Source organism: Mediterranea sp. An20, assembly GCF_002160055.1.
GTDB classification, from domain to species: domain Bacteria; phylum Bacteroidota; class Bacteroidia; order Bacteroidales; family Bacteroidaceae; genus Bacteroides; species Bacteroides avicola.
This window is the reverse complement of record NZ_NFJV01000010.1, coordinates 100,088-118,443: the sequence shown is the minus strand read 5'-3', so window position 1 is coordinate 118,443 and position 18,356 is coordinate 100,088. Positions and strand designations below refer to the sequence as shown.

General features: G+C 44.8%; 12 protein-coding genes. 2 read left to right on the top strand and 10 right to left on the bottom strand.

The window, feature by feature from the left end:
* Positions 1–2 precede the first annotated feature (2 nt).
* The 4 genes from B5F34_RS07730 to ppdK form a co-directional block, all read right to left on the bottom strand.
* Entirely contained in the window at positions 3–3,419 is a 3,417-nt protein-coding gene (locus B5F34_RS07730) for an ATP-binding protein (RefSeq protein WP_087336948.1), read from the bottom strand.
* Positions 3,403–3,960, bottom strand: coding sequence for a hypothetical protein (locus B5F34_RS07725; RefSeq protein ID WP_087336893.1), 558 nt, complete (start codon positions 3,958–3,960; stop codon positions 3,403–3,405). The genes B5F34_RS07730 and B5F34_RS07725 overlap by 17 nt, the downstream gene beginning before the upstream one ends.
* Entirely contained in the window at positions 3,950–5,149 is a 1,200-nt protein-coding gene (locus B5F34_RS07720; RefSeq protein ID WP_087336890.1) for a hypothetical protein, read from the bottom strand. The genes B5F34_RS07725 and B5F34_RS07720 overlap by 11 nt, the downstream gene beginning before the upstream one ends.
* Positions 5,150–6,124: 975 nt before the next feature.
* Complete coding sequence (ppdK, locus tag B5F34_RS07710) at positions 6,125–8,851, bottom strand: pyruvate, phosphate dikinase (protein WP_087336886.1); 2,727 nt, start codon at positions 8,849–8,851, stop codon at positions 6,125–6,127.
* 488 nt (positions 8,852–9,339) lie between these two features.
* Here ppdK and rlmD point away from each other — a divergent pair, with 488 nt between their 5' ends.
* Both rlmD and B5F34_RS07700 read left to right on the top strand, forming a co-directional pair.
* Entirely contained in the window at positions 9,340–10,767 is a 1,428-nt protein-coding gene (gene rlmD / locus B5F34_RS07705; protein WP_087336883.1) for a 23S rRNA (uracil(1939)-C(5))-methyltransferase RlmD, read from the top strand.
* A 48-nt stretch (positions 10,768–10,815) separates the two neighbouring features.
* The gene (locus B5F34_RS07700) at positions 10,816–11,721 is read left to right on the top strand and encodes an RluA family pseudouridine synthase (protein WP_087336879.1); all 906 of its coding nucleotides are present in this window, start codon (positions 10,816–10,818) and stop codon (positions 11,719–11,721) included.
* Positions 11,722–11,885: 164 nt separating this feature from the next.
* Here the strand turns inward: B5F34_RS07700 and B5F34_RS07695 are convergent, their stop codons facing one another.
* From B5F34_RS07695 to thiD, 6 genes are all read right to left on the bottom strand, one after another.
* Complete coding sequence (locus B5F34_RS07695) at positions 11,886–12,992, bottom strand: glutathionylspermidine synthase family protein (protein WP_087336876.1); 1,107 nt, start codon at positions 12,990–12,992, stop codon at positions 11,886–11,888.
* Between the two features lie 5 nt (positions 12,993–12,997).
* Positions 12,998–13,354, bottom strand: coding sequence for a hypothetical protein (locus tag B5F34_RS07690; RefSeq protein ID WP_140392978.1), 357 nt, complete (start codon positions 13,352–13,354; stop codon positions 12,998–13,000).
* Between the two features lie 39 nt (positions 13,355–13,393).
* Positions 13,394–15,094 carry an alpha-amylase family glycosyl hydrolase gene (locus B5F34_RS07685; protein WP_087336871.1) on the bottom strand — a complete coding sequence of 567 codons (1,701 nt, stop codon included), beginning with the start codon at positions 15,092–15,094 and terminating at the stop codon, positions 13,394–13,396.
* A 100-nt stretch (positions 15,095–15,194) separates the two neighbouring features.
* Positions 15,195–15,704 carry an ECF transporter S component gene (locus B5F34_RS07680; RefSeq protein ID WP_087336869.1) on the bottom strand — a complete coding sequence of 170 codons (510 nt, stop codon included), beginning with the start codon at positions 15,702–15,704 and terminating at the stop codon, positions 15,195–15,197.
* 28 nt (positions 15,705–15,732) lie between these two features.
* On the bottom strand, positions 15,733–16,857 hold the full coding sequence (locus B5F34_RS07675; protein ID WP_087336866.1) for a DUF362 domain-containing protein: 1,125 nt from the start codon (positions 16,855–16,857) through the stop codon (positions 15,733–15,735).
* 657 nt (positions 16,858–17,514) lie between these two features.
* Positions 17,515–18,324, bottom strand: a complete 810-nt coding sequence (thiD, locus tag B5F34_RS17740) for a bifunctional hydroxymethylpyrimidine kinase/phosphomethylpyrimidine kinase (RefSeq protein ID WP_204245589.1) — start codon at positions 18,322–18,324, stop codon at positions 17,515–17,517.
* Positions 18,325–18,356: the final 32 nt, after the last annotated feature.

The window sequence follows — 18,356 nt, the reverse complement described above, 5'->3', positions numbered from 1 at the left end:
GATTAATTTATTCGTTTCAACAATTTCTCTACTCTTGTCCTTACTCCATGCTTACTTAACAGGTATGTATAGCGGTAGTCGTATGGATTATACGATGTTGGTGAACTGTTGATAAGATAGATATTGCGTGAATTGGCAAACTGCAGAATGCCTTTTATATTGTTAGGATGCAAGCGGCCTATCTCATCCATCATGCAGTGTACGATAAAATCACCACTTTTTTTGGCAGCCTTTTTCTTAAACACATTGATGAGCATGATATTAACCATTGCTTTCACAAGAATATCCGTACCATCCGATCCTACATTATTAATACGTTCAACCCAGTCAGTGTCATTGTCGTTCTCTTTCACACGGAACTGTAAACGGAAAGCGTCTCCCAAAGATACTGTCGGACGATTCGGTTCGTTCTGCAACTGATGAGACAAGCTCTTCAGATAATCTACGACCTTACGGTTCACTTCATCCCGATTATTATTTGAAAAAAGATTCAGTTCGCCGATAGAAAAAGCATTCTCTATAGCATAATCGTGAATGGATATAAGCAGTTTCATGAGTTTGTCAGATGACTCATCTGCCCTGAGTTCAATACTCTTGATTACTCCTGCAAAATTCTTTTCTACAAAATCACGGTTTATATCTTGTATCACCCCATCCACATCCGACCTGCGTTTCATCAGGGAACCGATTTCCGCCGAGATACGTCCTAAGATATCTTTATAATGTTCGCTGGTACGTCTGCGGAACTCCTCGATTTTATTATTGTCCATAAAGTCCTGCAAATCCGCTGCAATCTCCAAGTAGTCATTGTCTGTTACAGGCATTGTATTGAAATGGAAAGCATTTTGGGGCTTGAAGTTACGATTAAAATTGACAACTATAGATTTAAGCCTGTCTATCGATTCACGCTTCTGATTGACAGTGCCCCGAAGTTGACTTAAAAGTTGCTGACAATCCTGATCGGTCTTCTTCATCTTGTCATCAGAGAGGAAAGCATCAGGCACCAGATGCTCATTATCTACCATCTGATGATAAAGCGTCAATCCTTCTCTCCTATGCGTCAGTTCACCACGAACCTTTTTCCGACGCTCCTCCATTTCTTTGCATTTTTTCCCGATACGTGTCCGTCTGTCTTCATAACGCTGACGCATCATGGCGAGTCGCTGCTCAATAGCCTTAATTGTCTTTCTAATTTCCGGCTCCTTGGCAAAAAGATTTTGCTCTGCGTCGCGATATCTGATAACTATTGAACGTTCTTCATCAATCCTCATCAATAGAGTCTCTAAACCATCTAAGGCCCTACGGTATTGCTCGAGTAAGTTCGTGTCAACGCCTTTGCCTGCAAGTTCAGCATTCTGCTGTTCATTGAGTTGTTTCTCTTGTGCGGCAAATTCCTGATTACGCTCGACCGCTACAGCATCTTGCGATTCCTTGAAAATACGCAATTCCTCATCGAGTGCTTTGGCCGCTTTGTTAAACGATGAATCGAGCTCCTTAAGGTCCTTTTTATTCTTCAATTCGTACTTATTGCGTGCCTCCTTTTCCGAATTCACATGCAGTACTGCTTCATTAAAGGAATGTTCACGAACATCTTTTTCTCGGGCAATCTGTTCCTGTTCTTCCATCCTCAGCTTATGCCTACGGTTTTGCAGGTCCTGACGCTTGGCTGGCACCTGTTCTTCTTCCACCTTCAACGATGTCATTTTCTGACGAAGCGGATTGACCTGTACAGCATATTTCTTGCCAAGTTTAGCTATCTCTTCCTGAAGAGTAACAGGCAATAGTGTAAGCTGATGGTTAATCTGCCGTACCTGTTCTTCCAGGTTATTCTTCTCCAATCTATATTCATCAGGTGTACGATGAACAGAGGCAATATTATCCAGGTTTAACTTTACGCCAAACATACCATTAGCCAAAGTATCCAATTGAGGGTCAAGCCCTTGAGCATATAGAATCCTCTCTTCATCAACTACTTTGCCTATCGTGTTCTCCCAGCCTTCAGCGTTTTCACAAAGCCACTTGTAAAGAGAACCGTCTAAACGAGCCAATAAATTATTAATCTTCGCGATTTGTTCACGCATTTGTGTACGGTCAGCGTCAAGACGTTCCTGCTCACGCTGAGAGGCTTGTTTTATTTCCGTTTCTTTCATCTCATACTCGGCAGTAATCCGGGCAATCTGACTTTTTACCGCTGTCTGTTGAGCCGCATTCTCTTTCTCCGTAAAATTCAATTGTTGCAGTTCCTCATCTACTTGCTTTATTTCATTAGCCATAGGATGCCACTGACGGAGTTCCTTCAATGCACTTTCAGTCCTGTTCTGTTCAATCAACAACATTTGCAAACGTTCGTCAGAGTCGTGTCGCCAGCTGTTGAAGGTCTCCATCACCTGATTCCTGTTTCTGGTACGTTCTTCTTCCAAACTCTTACGCTTTATCTGAAGTTCGGTCTGTTTCTGATAATATGCTTCTTTCTGCATGTTCCCAAACGCCTGACGTGCATTTTCCAGTTTACCTCTTGCAATGTTGTACTTTTCTTCTATCGATGCATAAGCTTTCAATAAATTATCTAATAGCGTTTGTTTATCAGCAGCCTCCTGTCTGATAGCAGACTCACGACCGGCAAGAGCGAGTTTGTCATCAATACCCTCGTCAGCGAAATACTTTCTTGCCTGTGCTATTTCCTTCAATTTACATTTTTGAGCACCAAGGTCTTGATTGAGTGCGTCTTTTTCTTTATCATATTCTGCCGTAAGTTCTTTTTCACGGTTATGTTCTTTCTCTATGTCCGCTTCAACTTCTGCGGCTTCGATCTCCAAAAGAGGTATATGCTTTTCACTATAAGCTACAGCATGATTGAGCATGTGCCATACGTCAAACAACTGCTGGTCTAGTGCTACAATTGTACGACCCTGTTCAGCTATTTTCAATGCTTGTTGACGCACAGGGTAACTGCCATCAGGTGTTTGGCGGAACCAACAATCTATCTCGTCATACTCTCGCTCAAAATCTGTAACAAGCCGTCTGTAGGTCTGCAAATCAATCGGCAAATCCTCATCAGTCATGAATACCTGCTTGTCATCGTCTATTAGCCATTCACGCTGATAAGGTGCATCAATAAACCGCCATGAAGCGCGTCCCTGATATCTGCCGACAAGTATCGTATATGCTCCATTGTCTCGAATCACTTCATAAAGTATATAAGAGTTTGACTGGCGAAAATAAAATTCATCAAACGATTTCTGTCCTTGTTGAATACCCAAATGCTGTTTATCCGCATTGTAGAAAAACAGCAGTGCCCTCAATACCGTACTTTTACCGACACCCTGAGTCCCTGTGAAATGCACATTCCCGTCTACAGATATCTCTGCATACGGAATATTGGCACTATTGATAAAAATAATCTTATTCAGGTATTTCATCTTCATTTGCAATTTGAATTATTTTAACCAATTCTTCGGCATAGCGGAATGCCGAAGTAACCTTAAAGGTCTCATCAAGTTCGCTGATACACTCTGCAAAGCCCATGTTCTGCATTTCCTGAAGCAGTTTGTTTACTATTTCAACATTAGACCCCACACCGTATTTCTTGAACAAACGGTTTGCCTTTTCCTTCAGTTCGATATCCAGACTGATCTGTTCTACCAAATGACTTTTGCGAAACTGATATCCTGCAGCAAATGACTGATTATAGCATTTCAGAAAATCCAGATAGTCAAGCCATTTTGAAAAGCTGTCCAATTTCTGCTCTATCGTCTGTTTACTTTCTCCCATTCTTGAGAAATAGAAGTAACCATTACCGGATTCCAGTTGCAGACCGATTTCCTTGAAATATTCTGTATAATCCTCCAAATTTTCCTCGATATCCTCATACAGATGACGGACAGAGGTATCTGCACTGTCTACCGAAAGAAACTCCCCTCGGCTTAACCGCTCGTATATTCTTTGAGTATTATTTCGCATAAATTATAGGATATTCAATGTCTTGATAAATTGCATATTCGCCTGTTATCCGGCATTCATCAGGATGCAAGATAACCAGCTGACAGAAGAGGGTAGCATGTTCTTCTATGCTACGTTTTACTCTATAGTCATACTTCAGAATGAATTCAAACAGATTATAACTTGATGCTAAAAATGCATTCCAGACTTCAGCAGAATCCACCTCCTTCAGTTGCCGGATATGTTCCTGCAGGTCTTCCTCTGTCAGAGGTCCGGCTTCCGTTCTGGCTGTTTTCTGTATTCCATTCCGTTCGGCAATTCGTCTCAGCAACTTTACTACCTGATCGTTTTCCCTTAGCATTTCTAAAGACAGGCGAATCTTATTGTATTGGCGAGATTCCATCCAAAGAGGATTTCTTTCTTCCAGAACTTGTACAAGGTTCGTGTCAGTCTTGATAAGCAACTGATCTTGCAGGTACTTCAACTTCCGTATCTTTTTGTAAAGTTGATTTTGCAGGTCTATCTGATTGATATAGGAAATAATCTGTCTGTCAATTTCCATTAGCGCATGATAGGCTTCTACAAAATCATGTTTCACATCGCTACACGTTTTTGCCATGTGCGGATCATTGGCCATGATGAAAAAGGCGTGTTCATTATCCATTAGTTTTTCACATTCACGTATCATGGCACGAATGCTATGGCTCTTTTCATCCAGATTCTCCAGTTTCTTCTTTTTGATGACATAATTGGGTTCCTGCTTATAGGCATTATCCATATTACGCTTCAAATCCACCACATTTTTCAGGGTCCTGAATCCGGTCTTCTTTAAAAGTTGCCGCACACTATCCTGATATCCGGCTTTGCGGTTGGGATTAGTCTCTTGCAAGAAATAACCGATATTCTCTTTCAGGGTGTTGATGCATTCCTGTACGCTTAATACGCTAATTTCCTCATTGACATTCAGCACTTCCTCAAAGAAGTTCAGATAGTCGCTCTCAATCTCAACCGCATTTCCGGATTCCACCAGCACACCATAATCAACCAGCTTTCTCAATCTTTGTTCATTTCCACCAACAAGGTCAATGGCAAGCCCCAACGGGAACTTCATAAGCTTCCGCTTCTCAAACATCTCACTCAGCAATCCTTGCTCACGTGAAAGTGTTTTGGTCAATTCTTCTATACTTCTGAAATGCGTCAGGATATCCATATATTCAAAACTCTGTGATTGGCACTACATCTATCCTATAACCATCTTTCTCAATTGTGCGCTTATCATTATAAGTCACAATAACAAGATTATCACACTTTAATTCTCCGGCACATTCAACAATGCTGTCTATTTCTCGCTTCTCCGTTTTAGGATTACTCATATCATAACATACCTGGACTAGGCGTAATATGCGTGGTCCTTCACGAAGGACAAAATCAACTCCCTTATCATTCCGTGAACGATAATAAAACATGGTCTTTTCAACATCATAGCCCCGGCGTATAAGTTCTATGAAAACTTGATTCTACTATATTGTTATTCAAGTGCAATATTACTATATTTTATTCAAACAGCAATGTATGTTGCATAAAATATATACTATTTTATGCAGTACAGAATCATTATTGAGTAAAAATATCAAATCATTGAGACCAAGAATTGCCATACTTATTGAAAGAATTATCTTCTCGTGATATAATAGTCCGTTAAGAATTCAACCTATCGGCTAAGCGGCTTCTGCCACTATGCCAAAGAGTTCTTTGAGTAAGTTTAGGATTAAAAGTTCTGTTCGGTTTCAGACCGGACTTGCTAAAAATTCTTTTGAGCATATAAATATTACTCAGATAGGCCTTTAGCAGTCCGATGGAAAACGAGGGATAGTATCGCTGCCGCATCGGTTACGAGTTCCTCATATTGGTCAAGTGCTGTTCTGTTCATTGCTTTAATGTGTGGTTGGATACCATTAAAGGTAATGAAATCAGCTACTTGACCTATTTTATTCTGCTAAACTTTATTAATTAACTTATTTGTTATCAACGGATTAGCTGTTACTTTAACGAAGTATTATTGTATGCGAGAGCCGTTTATTTGGCGCAATTTATGCGGTCAAATGAACGAACCGTATAAAAACAGTTTAGGCTGTAATGCCTGTCATACAGGACATTACAGCCTAAATCAATGCTTAAGATATTCTTAGAGAGTGTCCTCCACAGCCGCCTGCGCCGCAGCTAAACGGGCAATAGGCACGCGGAAAGGTGAGCAACTTACGTAATTCAATCCGACTTTGTGGCAGAATCTTACAGATGAAGGTTCACCACCATGCTCACCGCAAATGCCACACTTCAGGTCTGGACGTACGGCGCGACCCTTTTCTGTGGCCATGCGGATAAGCTGACCTACACCATTCTGGTCGAGTACCTGGAAGGGGTCAACCTTCAGAATCTTCTTCTCTAAATAAATCGGTAAGAAAGAAGCTATGTCATCACGTGAATAACCAAAGGTCATTTGGGTTAAGTCATTCGTACCGAAAGAGAAGAATTCGGCGGAGGACGCAATACGATCGGCGGTCAAAGCTGCACGCGGCACTTCAATCATCGTACCTACTTTGAATTCAATGCTGTCGCCTGTTTCTTCAAACAATTTGGCTGCTTCAGAACGGATAACTTCCTCCTGCTGCTTGAATTCATAGAGAATGCCGGTGAGAGGAACCATGATTTCGGGATGTGTTTCAACGCCTTCTTTCTTCAGTTCAAGAGCTGCACCCAAGATAGCACGGGTTTGCATCTGTGTGATTTCGGGATAGGTGTTACCCAGACGGCATCCGCGATGTCCCAACATCGGGTTGTGCTCACAAAGAGCTTCTACTCGTTGTTGGATATATTTCAAGTCCACGCCCATGGCTTCTGCCATCTCTTCTTGTCCTTTCAAATCATGGGGTACAAATTCATGCAACGGCGGATCTAACAAACGTACCGTGACGGGGTATCCAGCCATTTCGCGGAAGATGCCTTTGAAATCGTTTTGCTGATAGGGGAGGATCTTCTGTAATGCCTTGCTACGTCCTTCGGCATCCTCTGCCAAAATCATTTCACGCATGGCTTTGATCTTCTCACCCTCAAAGAACATGTGCTCCGTACGGCAAAGTCCGATACCTACGGCACCAAAGCTACGTGCTACAGCAGCATCGTGTGGAGTGTCGGCATTAGTACGAACTTGCAACTTGGTATATTTGTCGGCCAATTTCATCAGCTCTGCAAAATCTCCGGAAAGTTCAGCAGCTCTGGTTTCTACTTCGCCTTCATACACTTCTCCTGTGCTTCCGTTCAAGGAGATGAAGTCACCTTCCTTCAACACAACACCATCTACTTCTACAGTACGTTTCTTATAATCAATGTTCAAAGCACCTGCACCCGATACACAACACTTACCCATGCCACGGGCAACTACGGCAGCGTGTGAAGTCATGCCGCCGCGAGCCGTCAAGATACCTTCAGCCACAGTCATACCGGCCAAGTCTTCTGGTGAGGTTTCAATACGAACCATTACCACGCGTTTGCCAGCGGCACGCCATGTAGCAGCGTCATCGGCAAAGAAGACGATTTGTCCGCAGGCTGCGCCCGGAGAAGCGGGCAGACCCCGTGTAAGCACTTTGGCTTGTTTCAGTGCTTCTTTGTTGAAGATGGGGTGAAGCAGCTCATCCAACTTGTTGGGTTCGCAACGCATAAGGGCTGTCTTTTCATCAATCATGCCCTGACGAAGCAAGTCCATGGCTATTTTCACCATAGCGGCACCTGTGCGCTTACCATTGCGTGTCTGGAGGAACCACAGTTTGCCTTCCTGAACGGTGAATTCCATGTCCTGCATGTCCTTATAATGGTTTTCCAATTTGGTTTGCAGTTCGTCCAGTTCCTTATAGATGGCGGGCATGGCTTCTTCCATGGATGGATATTTGGCAGCGCGTTCCTCTTCACTGATACCGGCCAGTTTAGCCCAGCGTTGAGAACCGATTTTGGTAATTTGCTGCGGAGTGCGAATGCCTGCCACTACATCTTCACCCTGGGCATTGATGAGGTACTCACCGTTGAAAAGGTCTTCACCCGTAGCGGCATCGCGGCTGAAGCATACGCCCGTAGCTGATGTGTCGCCCATGTTTCCGAATACCATGGCTTGCACATTAACGGCTGTTCCCCATTCGTCGGGTATGCCTTCCATCTTGCGGTAAAGAATGGCGCGTTCATTCATCCATGAGTTGAATACAGCACAGATAGCTCCCCAAAGCTGGTCGTAAGCGTTGGTGGGGAAGTCGCTTCCGGTAGTAGCCTTTACGGCTTCTTTGAAGCGTTTTACCAATGTCTTCAAATCGTCTACCTCCAACTCGTTATCCAAACGTACACCTTTGGCTTTCTTAACGTCTTCAATGATGGCTTCGAAGGGGTCGATGTCATCCTTGTTGGTCGGTTTCATGCCCAGCACCACATCGCCGTACATTTGTACAAAGCGGCGATAAGAATCCCAGGCAAAACGCTCATTGCCCGTCTTACGGGATAATCCGGCTACTACTTCGTCATTCAAACCAAGATTCAAGATTGTGTCCATCATACCCGGCATTGAAGCACGTGCGCCCGAACGTACAGATACGAGTAACGGGTTCTCGACATCGCCAAATTTCGAATTCATCAATTTTTCGACTTGTGCGATGGATTTTTCCACATCATCTTTCAGAAGTTCGACAACTTTTTCCTGTCCCATTTCATAATATTCCGAGCAAACCTCGGTTGTGATGGTAAAACCGGGAGGAACAGGCACTCCGATTAAGTTCATTTCAGCCAAATTGGCCCCCTTGCCACCCAGAAGGTTGCGCATGTCAGCTCTGCCTTCGGCCTGGCCATTTCCAAAAGTATAAACTCTTTTTTTGTCCATGATAAAAGTTTAAGTTATTGAACAAATTCTTTTCTGTTCGCAAAGCTAAGGATATTTCGCAGACTATAAAACTTTTTGGGGAGAAAAATGTAGAAAAATTTGCAATACGGGGTTTAACCGCTTCTTTCTTATAGCTTGGAAGGCGATTCCTTATAGCTTGGAAGGCGGCTGCTACGGGCTTGGAAACAAGCCTCATACGGATACGCTGCGAATGTCCCTGGGGAAGGGGATGTTACACTGTGATATTGTTGGCATATTTCTTCCTGCTCTGTAGGGCGGTGCCTTGCGTAGTGGGTAATGCCGATGCCTCCCGCATATCAATGAACATTGGGCAGTCTGTTTGCTGTTTGGGATAGTTGCTTTCTTTCTCTTTGCTGCTTCACAGCAGGTTTATCGCTGCCGAAACTCCAAAAATTACAGCAAACTAAGCTGTTTTTAAAGATGAAATGCCTACTTTTGTGCCGCAAAACATTTAATCAGATATAGAAGTGGCAAGAAAGAAAAAAGAACTCCCCTTGCTGGAAGGAATAACCATTACGGGTGTAGCTGCTGAAGGAAAGGCAATTGCACGGGTGGATAACTTGGTGGTTTTTGTACCTTATGTAGTTCCTGGCGATGTGGTGGATTTGCAAATCAAACGGAAAAAGCATAGTTATGCCGAGGCCGAAGCGGTGAAGGTGCATCAATATTCGGACAAGCGTGCCATCCCGTTTTGCCAGCACTATGGTGTGTGTGGCGGGTGTCAATGGCAGGTGCTTGACTATTCCGAACAGCTGAAATATAAGCAGCAGCAAGTGGTGGACAATCTGTCGCGTATCGGCAAAGTGGTGTTGCCCGAAATATCTCCCATTTTAGGCTCAGAGCAGACACAGGGTTATCGTAACAAACTGGAATATACTTTTTCTAATAAGCGATGGCTCACACGGGAAGAGGTCGCCCAAAATGTGGTGTATGACCAGATGAATGCTGTAGGCTTTCATATCCCTGGGGCGTTCGACAAGGTGCTGGCTATTGAGAAGTGCTGGCTACAAGACGATGTCTCCAACCGCATACGTAATGCCATCCGTGATTATGCTTATGAACATCAGTACACTTTCATCAATCTGCGTACCCACGAAGGAATGTTGCGTAATCTTATCATACGTACTTCAACGACGGGAGAACTTATGGTGATTCTGGTGGCACAAATAAAGACGGGGGAGGAAATGCGGTTGTTTGAAACGCTGCTGCAATACGTAGCTGATTCTTTCTCCGAAATCACTTCTTTGTTATACATTATTAATAATAAAGTAAATGATTCTATCGGCGATTTGGAGGTACACACATTCAAGGGAGAGGACCATATCTTTGAAGAAATGGAAGGGTTGCGCTTCAAAGTGGGACCGAAGTCGTTTTATCAGACCAATTCACGGCAGGCTTACAACTTATATAAGGTAGCACGTCAATTTGCCGGGCTTACGGGTAATGAGTTGGTGTATGACCTCTATACGGGCACTGGTACCATAGCCAATTTCGTCTCTCGTCAGGCGCATCGGGTAATCGGCATTGAATATGTGCCCGAGGCCATCGAAGATGCACGGATAAACTCCGAGATAAACGGCATTGACAATACACTGTTCTTTGCCGGAGATATGAAGGATATATTGACCGAAGACTTTATTCGTGAACACGGGCGTCCCGATGTTATCATTACGGATCCTCCCCGGGCCGGTATGCATCCCGATGTGGTGAATGTCATCCTCCAGTCGGCTCCTAAACGCATCGTTTATGTAAGTTGTAATCCGGCTACTCAAGCGCGCGACCTTCAGTTGCTCGACTCCAAATATAGTGTAAAGGCTGTGCAACCGGTAGATATGTTCCCGCACACATACCATGTGGAAAATGTGGTGTTGTTGGAAATAAGACAAGAAGAATGAATGGACAATTAAGCAACTTAATATTGTAAGGTTAATAACAATATCATTATGAATAAGAGACCAGCTCCCTATGCCAAGGCCCGTTCCCAATACACCGATTATATGGTGAAAGAACCCATGGAACTGATGACTTTCCTCTCGACTGTAATGCCTCAAGCCAGTAGGACAAAGATAAAATCTTTGCTTACTAAACGTATTGTCTACGTGGATAATGTCATTACCACACAATACAATTTTCCTCTTAAACCAGGCATGAAGGTACAGATAAGCCGTAATAAAAAAGTGCAGGAGTTTCACTCGCGATTGCTGAAAATTGTCTATGAAGATGCTTATCTGATTGTAGTAGAGAAGAGTGAAGGACTGCTTTCTGTCAATACCGAGCGGCAGAAAGAACGTACGGCTTACACGATTTTATCTGAATATGTACGTCGTGCCAATAAGCGCAACCGTATATATATCGTTCATCGTCTGGATAGGGATACTTCGGGACTCATGATGTTTGCCAAGGATGAGAAGACGCAACATACATTGCGGGATAATTGGCATGAGATTGTCTTCGACCGGCGTTATGTAGCTTTGGTTCATGGAGAAATGGAGCGTAATGCGGGTACTGTGCATTCATGGCTTACTGATCGTACGCTTTATGTTTCTTCCAGTCCTACGGACGACGGTGGCAAGGAATCTGTCACACATTACCATACTGTTAAACGGGGTAATGGTTATTCGCTGATAGAACTGAATCTTGAAACAGGCAGGAAAAATCAGATTCGTGTCCACATGCAGGATCTGAATCATCCCATTGTTGGAGACGGGCGTTACGGACGTGAAGAAGATGCCAACCCCTTGGGACGATTGGCTTTGCATGCTTTCAAACTTTGTTTTTATCATCCTGTTACGGGTGAAATGATGCATTTTGAAACGCCCTATCCGGCATCATTCAAGGCGCTATTATAAATATATGACTTGAGCTTCCACTGTGAGAGTAGGGGAGGAGAGCCGGAAAGAAATACTTCATTCCGGCACATATACTCCACCTTCCCAGTGCGTGGACAATGGAAGAGCCTGTTTAAATTTTGCTCAGCACCTAAAAGAGGCTGAATATAAACAGGCTCTTGTATTCAGACAATAATGTGGGGAATGAACATGGAGGTATTTCCCGTAATGTAGTTTTCTGTTTCACGAATACCTATGCCTCCCGGCTCTCCACCTATAACCCAACTTCCTATAACAGGGTGATGGTTGCTGAAGGAAGGAAGCAGCTTCAACTGCTGAAATACGAAACCCTCCACGCCATAGTCACCACCGGTTTCTTCCGATGTCAAAGTATCCATTTGTAGTTTGACATTGCTTCCTTCACGCCCGAAAATAGGTTTCCTGCAATATTGCCGGACGGTTTTGGGAAGGAAATTCCATGTCGGAAGCAAGTATGGACTATCTGGAAATAGCAGGTACATGATGTAGAGAATAAGTTTATTGCTCATTACAGCTTTCCACATGGGTTCATACCAATGCAGGTGTGCTCCACATGCCTCAGGCGATTCATTGAACATCCATTCCCACGGATAGAGTTTGAAACAATGCTGTATGGTTTCTCCCTGAGGCGTTTGCAGGTATCCTTCGCGGTAATAAAGCTGACTGATGTCTATCTCTGCCACATCCAATCCTGCTTCCATGGCTGTGTATGCCATATAGCGCAAATTCCACAGGTCCTCTTCATTCTCACGGCTGCAAGCAACAAAAAGGCGGTCTGTGTTATGGTGGGCTGCTATGTCTTTCCACGATTGCACCAATCCTTCATGGATAGAGTTGTATTGGTCTTTGTCCGGAAAACAATCTTCCTTCCAGTTCCATTGGATAATGGCAGATTCGAGTAAAGAGGTCGGCGTATCAGCATTGAATTCATAAAGCTTGATTTCATGCCCATCAAAAAACAAATCAAAGCGGCCGTATACTGACAGTTCATCTCGCTCCCACGATTGCCGGATATAGTCTTTCACACCGACCGGAATCTGCATCTCTGGCAGGCGGTCGTGGGTAATGAGATACTCCACTGCATCACAAACCATGGAATACAAATCCTGGGTGGCTCGTTCCAAGGCAGTTACCTCTTCCGATGTAAATTCATAGTAACGCCCTTCGCCCCAGTAATCGGGATGATAGAAGAAACCTAATTCTTCTATTTTTTGAGCGTAATTCTTCCGCTCGTCTATAGTTTTCCTTTCCATAAATGTCACGCTGCCGATGAATGACTTTTCCCCGTAGAGCCGAAAGCCGGTTTGGCTCCGGATGAAGAAGTGGCAGACTTAATGCCTGATGCCACGGAAGGTGGGGGAGTAACGGTTGCTCCGGCAGAGTTGGTGAACTTTCCGGAATTGGGATAATAATAATAAGTTCCACCGCCCACATTTTGTGAGGCTCGCATCATCCAATACATCATGGCAGCATTATAGATCCATGTATTTCCGTTTTTATCAGTATATTCTTGCTTGTCTTTAGGCTCTTCGGGCAATTGAGAGGAAGTATTCGTGCAGGATACGAATAAACTCATTGATGCGATGGCTGCTGCCAGAATATGTTTCTTGTTCATACAGGTAATCAATAGAAATATAACTTATCTTGATAAGCATCAAGGTAATACAATTTTGAGAATTTTTCCGCTATAACCGTTTACTGAAACTTCAGACCCACGATAGGAAACAAAACTGAGTGTGGTGCTTTCTCCAGAAAGCAAATCTGTAGCCCGGCATTGCTCCAATTCCGGCATGTGAAGGAATTCGAAAGCATGCAAGGGAATGTTGACAGCCACATCGGCAGGATACGGGTCGAAATTAACTACGCAAAGCAGCACTTCTTTGCCCCATTTACGCAGAAAAGCATATTGCCGGTGCTCGTTAAAGCGCCACCCTCCCTGGTTGACATAGGTGAGATCGAAGAAGGCTCCCTGTCGGATAGCCCCTTCTGTATGACACAGATTGAGGATGCGGCGATAGATGGCCTGCAGATTTTTTTCTTCATTGGTCAGCATGCTCCCGTCAAAACTTCCTCCGTTGCGCCAGCGACGAATTGTATCCACACTCCAATAATCGAAGATGGTGGTACGTCCGTCACGTCCGCTGAATCCTTCAGCATCCATACCCCGTTCTCCCAGTTCCTGACCGAAATATATCATAACCGGGCTAACATTTTGGCAGGCAGATACGATAAAGGCGGGGATAGCCTTGCGCGCGTCTCCGGCAAAGAAATCGGAAGCTATGCGTTGTTCATCGTGATTCTCTAAGAAATTCAACATGTGTTCGCTTATGCCATCCAATTCTTGCCAACGACGACTGATGGCTGTGGCTGACTCCTGACAGCAAACAATGGCACGCAGCGTGTCATATAAGCCTACTTTATCATATAAATAATCAAATTGTCCCCGGTGCAGATAGTCGCGATAAAGAGATGGATTGTAGACTTCAGCTATAAACATCAGTTTGGGATATTGCTTTTTTACCTGAGGAATGGCCCATTCCCAAAATTCAACAGGAACCATCTCTGCCATGTCACAGCGGAATCCGTCAATGCCCTTGGCTGCCCAAAAAAGGAGAATATCCAGCATCTTGTGCCAAGTATCGGGAACAGGAGTGAAGAAGTGGCGGTGTCCGCCTGTATAATCTACTCCATAGTTTAGTTTGACTGTTTCATACCAGTCGTTGACTTCCGGATAGGCATCGAAGCGATCGTTTCCCGTAGCCTTGGCGGGCATTTCGGTATATGGCTCAGAAGCTGTGCCTTTCATGTCGAAATTCCCTTGCAAGGAGGTACCCGGTATGTAATAGAAGTTATTGTCGGGAGCGAAAGCACGGGTCTTGTCATCGTCTTCCCCGAGTTGTTTGCATCCCTCTGGCAAAGCATCCGAAAAGTATTGCCGTGCTACATGATTGGGAACAAAATCCATGATGAATCCCAAACCATTTCGATGTGTGCGCTGAACCAGGTCTTCAAACTCTTTCATGCGTCCCGGAATATCCTTGGCCAGGTCGGGGTCAATATCGTAATAATCTTTGATGGCATAAGGAGAACCTGCTTTCCCTTTTACTACTGCCGGATGATCCGGTCGGATGTTGTAACGACGGTAATCGGTCTGGGTTGCATGTTCTATCAGGCCAGTGTACCAGATATGTGTGGCTCCTAACTGGCGAATTTCTCCCAAGGCTTTGGAGGTGAAGTCAGCCAGTTTGCCACATCCGTTTGTATGGATGTCCCCATGGGGCACGCACTGGTTGTTGCTATTGCCGAAAAGTCGGGTAAATATCTGATAAATAATTATCTTCTTCTGATTGCTCATAATATATGGATGTTTAATGAGTTTGTATGTAAACAAGTACGCCCGCGGTTACTCTATGTGGAGCTCTGCGGGTGTACTTATGGGATGCTCAATATTATAATCAAATACGTTGGAGTGCTTTTAATATGGTATAACCTCCTATCCATTGTAGAAGCATACCGGGTATTCCTAAACGGAAATCTTGAACGGCTGTCATGAAATCGCCGCACAGAGGCCATTCAATGGCTGTTCCTACAACCTGGTATGTCAATATGACGCCCAAGATACCGATAAATGTTATCTTGCCTGTCCGGCGAGCCACAAAGGAGGCTGCACAGGCCAATAAAGTCGATTTGATTAAGATGGCAGGCAATACCGGCAAGGCAGGCATCCCGAATAAAAGGCTGTTAAGCGTAGGTGACAGTAATGCAGTGAACAATCCTACTTTAAGGCCGCATTTATAGGCTGCTATCAAAGTAAAGAAGTAGATTGGCAACCATGTGGGGCCACCCGCTGGTATCTGATGACAGAGTTGTGGCAGCGCCATGTTCCCTGCTATGAAAAGTGCAGCAAACAGATAAGTCTTTACATCATGGAAAGACAATGCATAAAGTCTGGTAGTTGTTTCCATATTTGTTGTGAAATAGAATAGGGGTTCGTTAAATCTTAATAAGTTCATAGTGCAGAGTTCCTATGCCTATCTTCTCGGCATGGCGGAGCCCCGCCATCCAATCTGTATCCGGATGGATGATATGGAATTTGTCGCATCCGCACAAGTCATCATGCTCGTGTTTCTCACCTAATACATTGTTGCCATGAAGTATAGGAGCTTGCATTACCATATCGGCACATGCCTTGTCTAAGGCAACAGGGTCAGCTGAAGCCAACATACCGAGGTCGGGCACAATGGCAGCATCGTTATGATTCCAACAGTCACATTCGGGAGATACATTCATGATGAAACTGATGTGGAAATGCGGTTTGTCTTTTAATACCGCTTTGGTATACTCGGCTATCTTGTAATTGAGATGTTCCGATGTGTCCCAGTCGCTTATTACAGCGGCATCGTGTTGGCACAAGGCTACACATTGTCCGCATCCCACGCATCGGGAGTAGTCTATCTCAGCCTTGCGCTCACTGTTCAAGTGGATGGCATCGTGCGCACAATGTTTTATGCAGATACCGCATCCGATACAATGTTCCGCCTCAATCTTAGGCTGAGAAGAAGCGTGCAGCTCCAATTTGCCGCCAACACTGGCACATCCCATACCTAAATTCTTGAGCGCACCACCAAATCCCGCCTGTTCATGCCCTTTGAAATGGTTCATACTGATAATGGCATCAGCATCGGCAATGGCAGCTCCAATCTTAGGGGTAGGACAATACTCGGCTCCCTCGATGGGAATCTCCCGGTAATCGGTACCTTTCAAGCCATCGCCGATGATAACCTGGCATTGGGCAGATATGGGGTTGAACCCATTCTCCATGGCACTTTCCAAATGGTCTACGGCGTTGGAGCGTCGTCCGGAATATAGTGTGTTGCAATCTGTCAGAAAAGGTTTGGCTCCCAAATTGCGTAGCAGGCGAGCCATCCGTGCGGCATAATTCGGGCGGATATATGCCAAGTTGCCGGGTTCTCCGAAATGTATCTTGATGGCAGTGAAGGCATCTTTCAGAGGCAGGTCGGTTATACCTGCTCTGCGCAACAAACGTTCCATCTTGTCCAGCAGGTTGCAGGTGGGCGAAGTGCGTAGGTCAGAGAAAAAGACTTTTGATGTCTGCATATTTCTATCGGTCTTGTTAGTTAGTCGCTACAAAGTTAGCGGTTATCTTTCAATTAGTTTAGTTATATTATGTAAAAAAGTGTCATAGTGGTACGGCTTTTCATTTCAATCAGCCTTGTCATTCCAATGAAAATCCTTAAACCCAGACAACAGCTTCACACAAAACTAAGGTTTAGCGCGCTAAACCTTTATATGAGCACGCTAAACCTTTATGTGAGCAGTGCATATTGTGAGGAATCCCAAGATTACTTAGGTAGAGACAAATCCATCGTGGCTCTACCCAGGACAGAATAATCCTAAAATCCGCCTGATGTCGCCCATTAGCCTACAAACTAGAATCCCCCCGAACTTCCTTCACGGCTTCACGCACGGATAATCCGTTGTGATTTAGCGTATTGCTATGAAAGATAACATCCTTCACGCATCTTTCACCACTTTCACAATGATGTCCTTCGGCTTCTTATATAGAAGCCGCTTGCTTCCAAGCAATAAGGACTACGCTTCCAAGGGCAGAGGAAGTTGCTTTCAACGTATAAGGAGAAAGACAGAGCGGATTCCGTCCTATCTGTCTGTGTTCAGAAGGCTGTGAAAGAAACGTGAAGGCATTTTTCCCGTCAAACCAATCAAGATTGCATTAACAAGGTCTATTTGCTCTTTTTAGATAAAAGAACCGTGCCATAGGGGACCTTGTCCCTGACCGATGTGCAGGTTCCGGGCTTCGATGATGGCTTGGCTCACGTATGCCTTGGCGCATTTGATGGCTTCTTCCATGACATTTCCCATAGCCAAATAGGTGGCGATGGCCGATGACAGGGTACATCCCGTGCCGTGCAGATTACGGCTTTCCACCTTGGGGGCGGTGAAGCGGGTAACCTTGCCGTGGCAAGAAAGAATATCACACATCGAATGCCCTTCCAGATGTCCGCCTTTGATGAGTATGGCAGTGTGATAACATTCGGACAAGTAGAGGGCCGCCTGTTCCATGTCTTCTATCGTATTGATAGGACGGGAGGCAAGCAAACGGGCTTCGTGCAGGTTGGGGGTAATCAGGGTGCATTGGGGAAGGAGATAACGGCAAACCGCTTCTATGGCGTTTTCTTCCATCAGCCGATGTCCGCTGGTTGAAATCATAACGGGGTCGTACACGATAGGACCGGTATATCGTTGCAATACGTGCGACAAGGCCAGAGTCATGGCGCTGTCACCTACCATTCCTATCTTGATGGCATCTACCTGCAAGTCGTTCAGGACAGAGGATACTTGGAGCACCATGAATTCAGGGTCAACCGGAGATATGCCTTGTACTCCCTGCGTGTTTTGGGCGGTCAGGGCGGTCAGGGCGGAAGCGGCATAGGCTCCCAATGCCGAGATGGTTTTGATGTCTGCCTGGATACCTGCGCCTCCGGAGCTGTCGGAGCCGGCTATGGTAAGCACGGTGGGAGGAGCTCCGTGGGTTTGTCGCCACAGACGGTGGAAGTGTGGCAAAAAGCTTTCAGAAG

Coding starts and splice junctions, on each gene's coding strand:
- B5F34_RS07680 (WP_087336869.1), bottom strand. CDS start 15,704: ATGGAAACAACTACCAGACTTTATGCATTGTCTTTCCATGATGTAAAG.
- ppdK (WP_087336886.1), bottom strand. CDS start 8,851: ATGGACAAAAAAAGAGTTTATACTTTTGGAAATGGCCAGGCCGAAGGC.
- B5F34_RS07675 (WP_087336866.1), bottom strand. CDS start 16,857: ATGCAGACATCAAAAGTCTTTTTCTCTGACCTACGCACTTCGCCCACC.
- B5F34_RS07690 (WP_140392978.1), bottom strand. CDS start 13,354: ATGAACAAGAAACATATTCTGGCAGCAGCCATCGCATCAATGAGTTTA.
- B5F34_RS07720 (WP_087336890.1), bottom strand. CDS start 5,149: ATGGATATCCTGACGCATTTCAGAAGTATAGAAGAATTGACCAAAACA.
- B5F34_RS07700 (WP_087336879.1), top strand. CDS start 10,816: ATGAATAAGAGACCAGCTCCCTATGCCAAGGCCCGTTCCCAATACACC.
- B5F34_RS07725 (WP_087336893.1), bottom strand. CDS start 3,960: ATGCGAAATAATACTCAAAGAATATACGAGCGGTTAAGCCGAGGGGAG.
- B5F34_RS07695 (WP_087336876.1), bottom strand. CDS start 12,992: ATGGAAAGGAAAACTATAGACGAGCGGAAGAATTACGCTCAAAAAATA.
- B5F34_RS07685 (WP_087336871.1), bottom strand. CDS start 15,094: ATGAGCAATCAGAAGAAGATAATTATTTATCAGATATTTACCCGACTT.
- B5F34_RS07730 (WP_087336948.1), bottom strand. CDS start 3,419: ATGAAATACCTGAATAAGATTATTTTTATCAATAGTGCCAATATTCCG.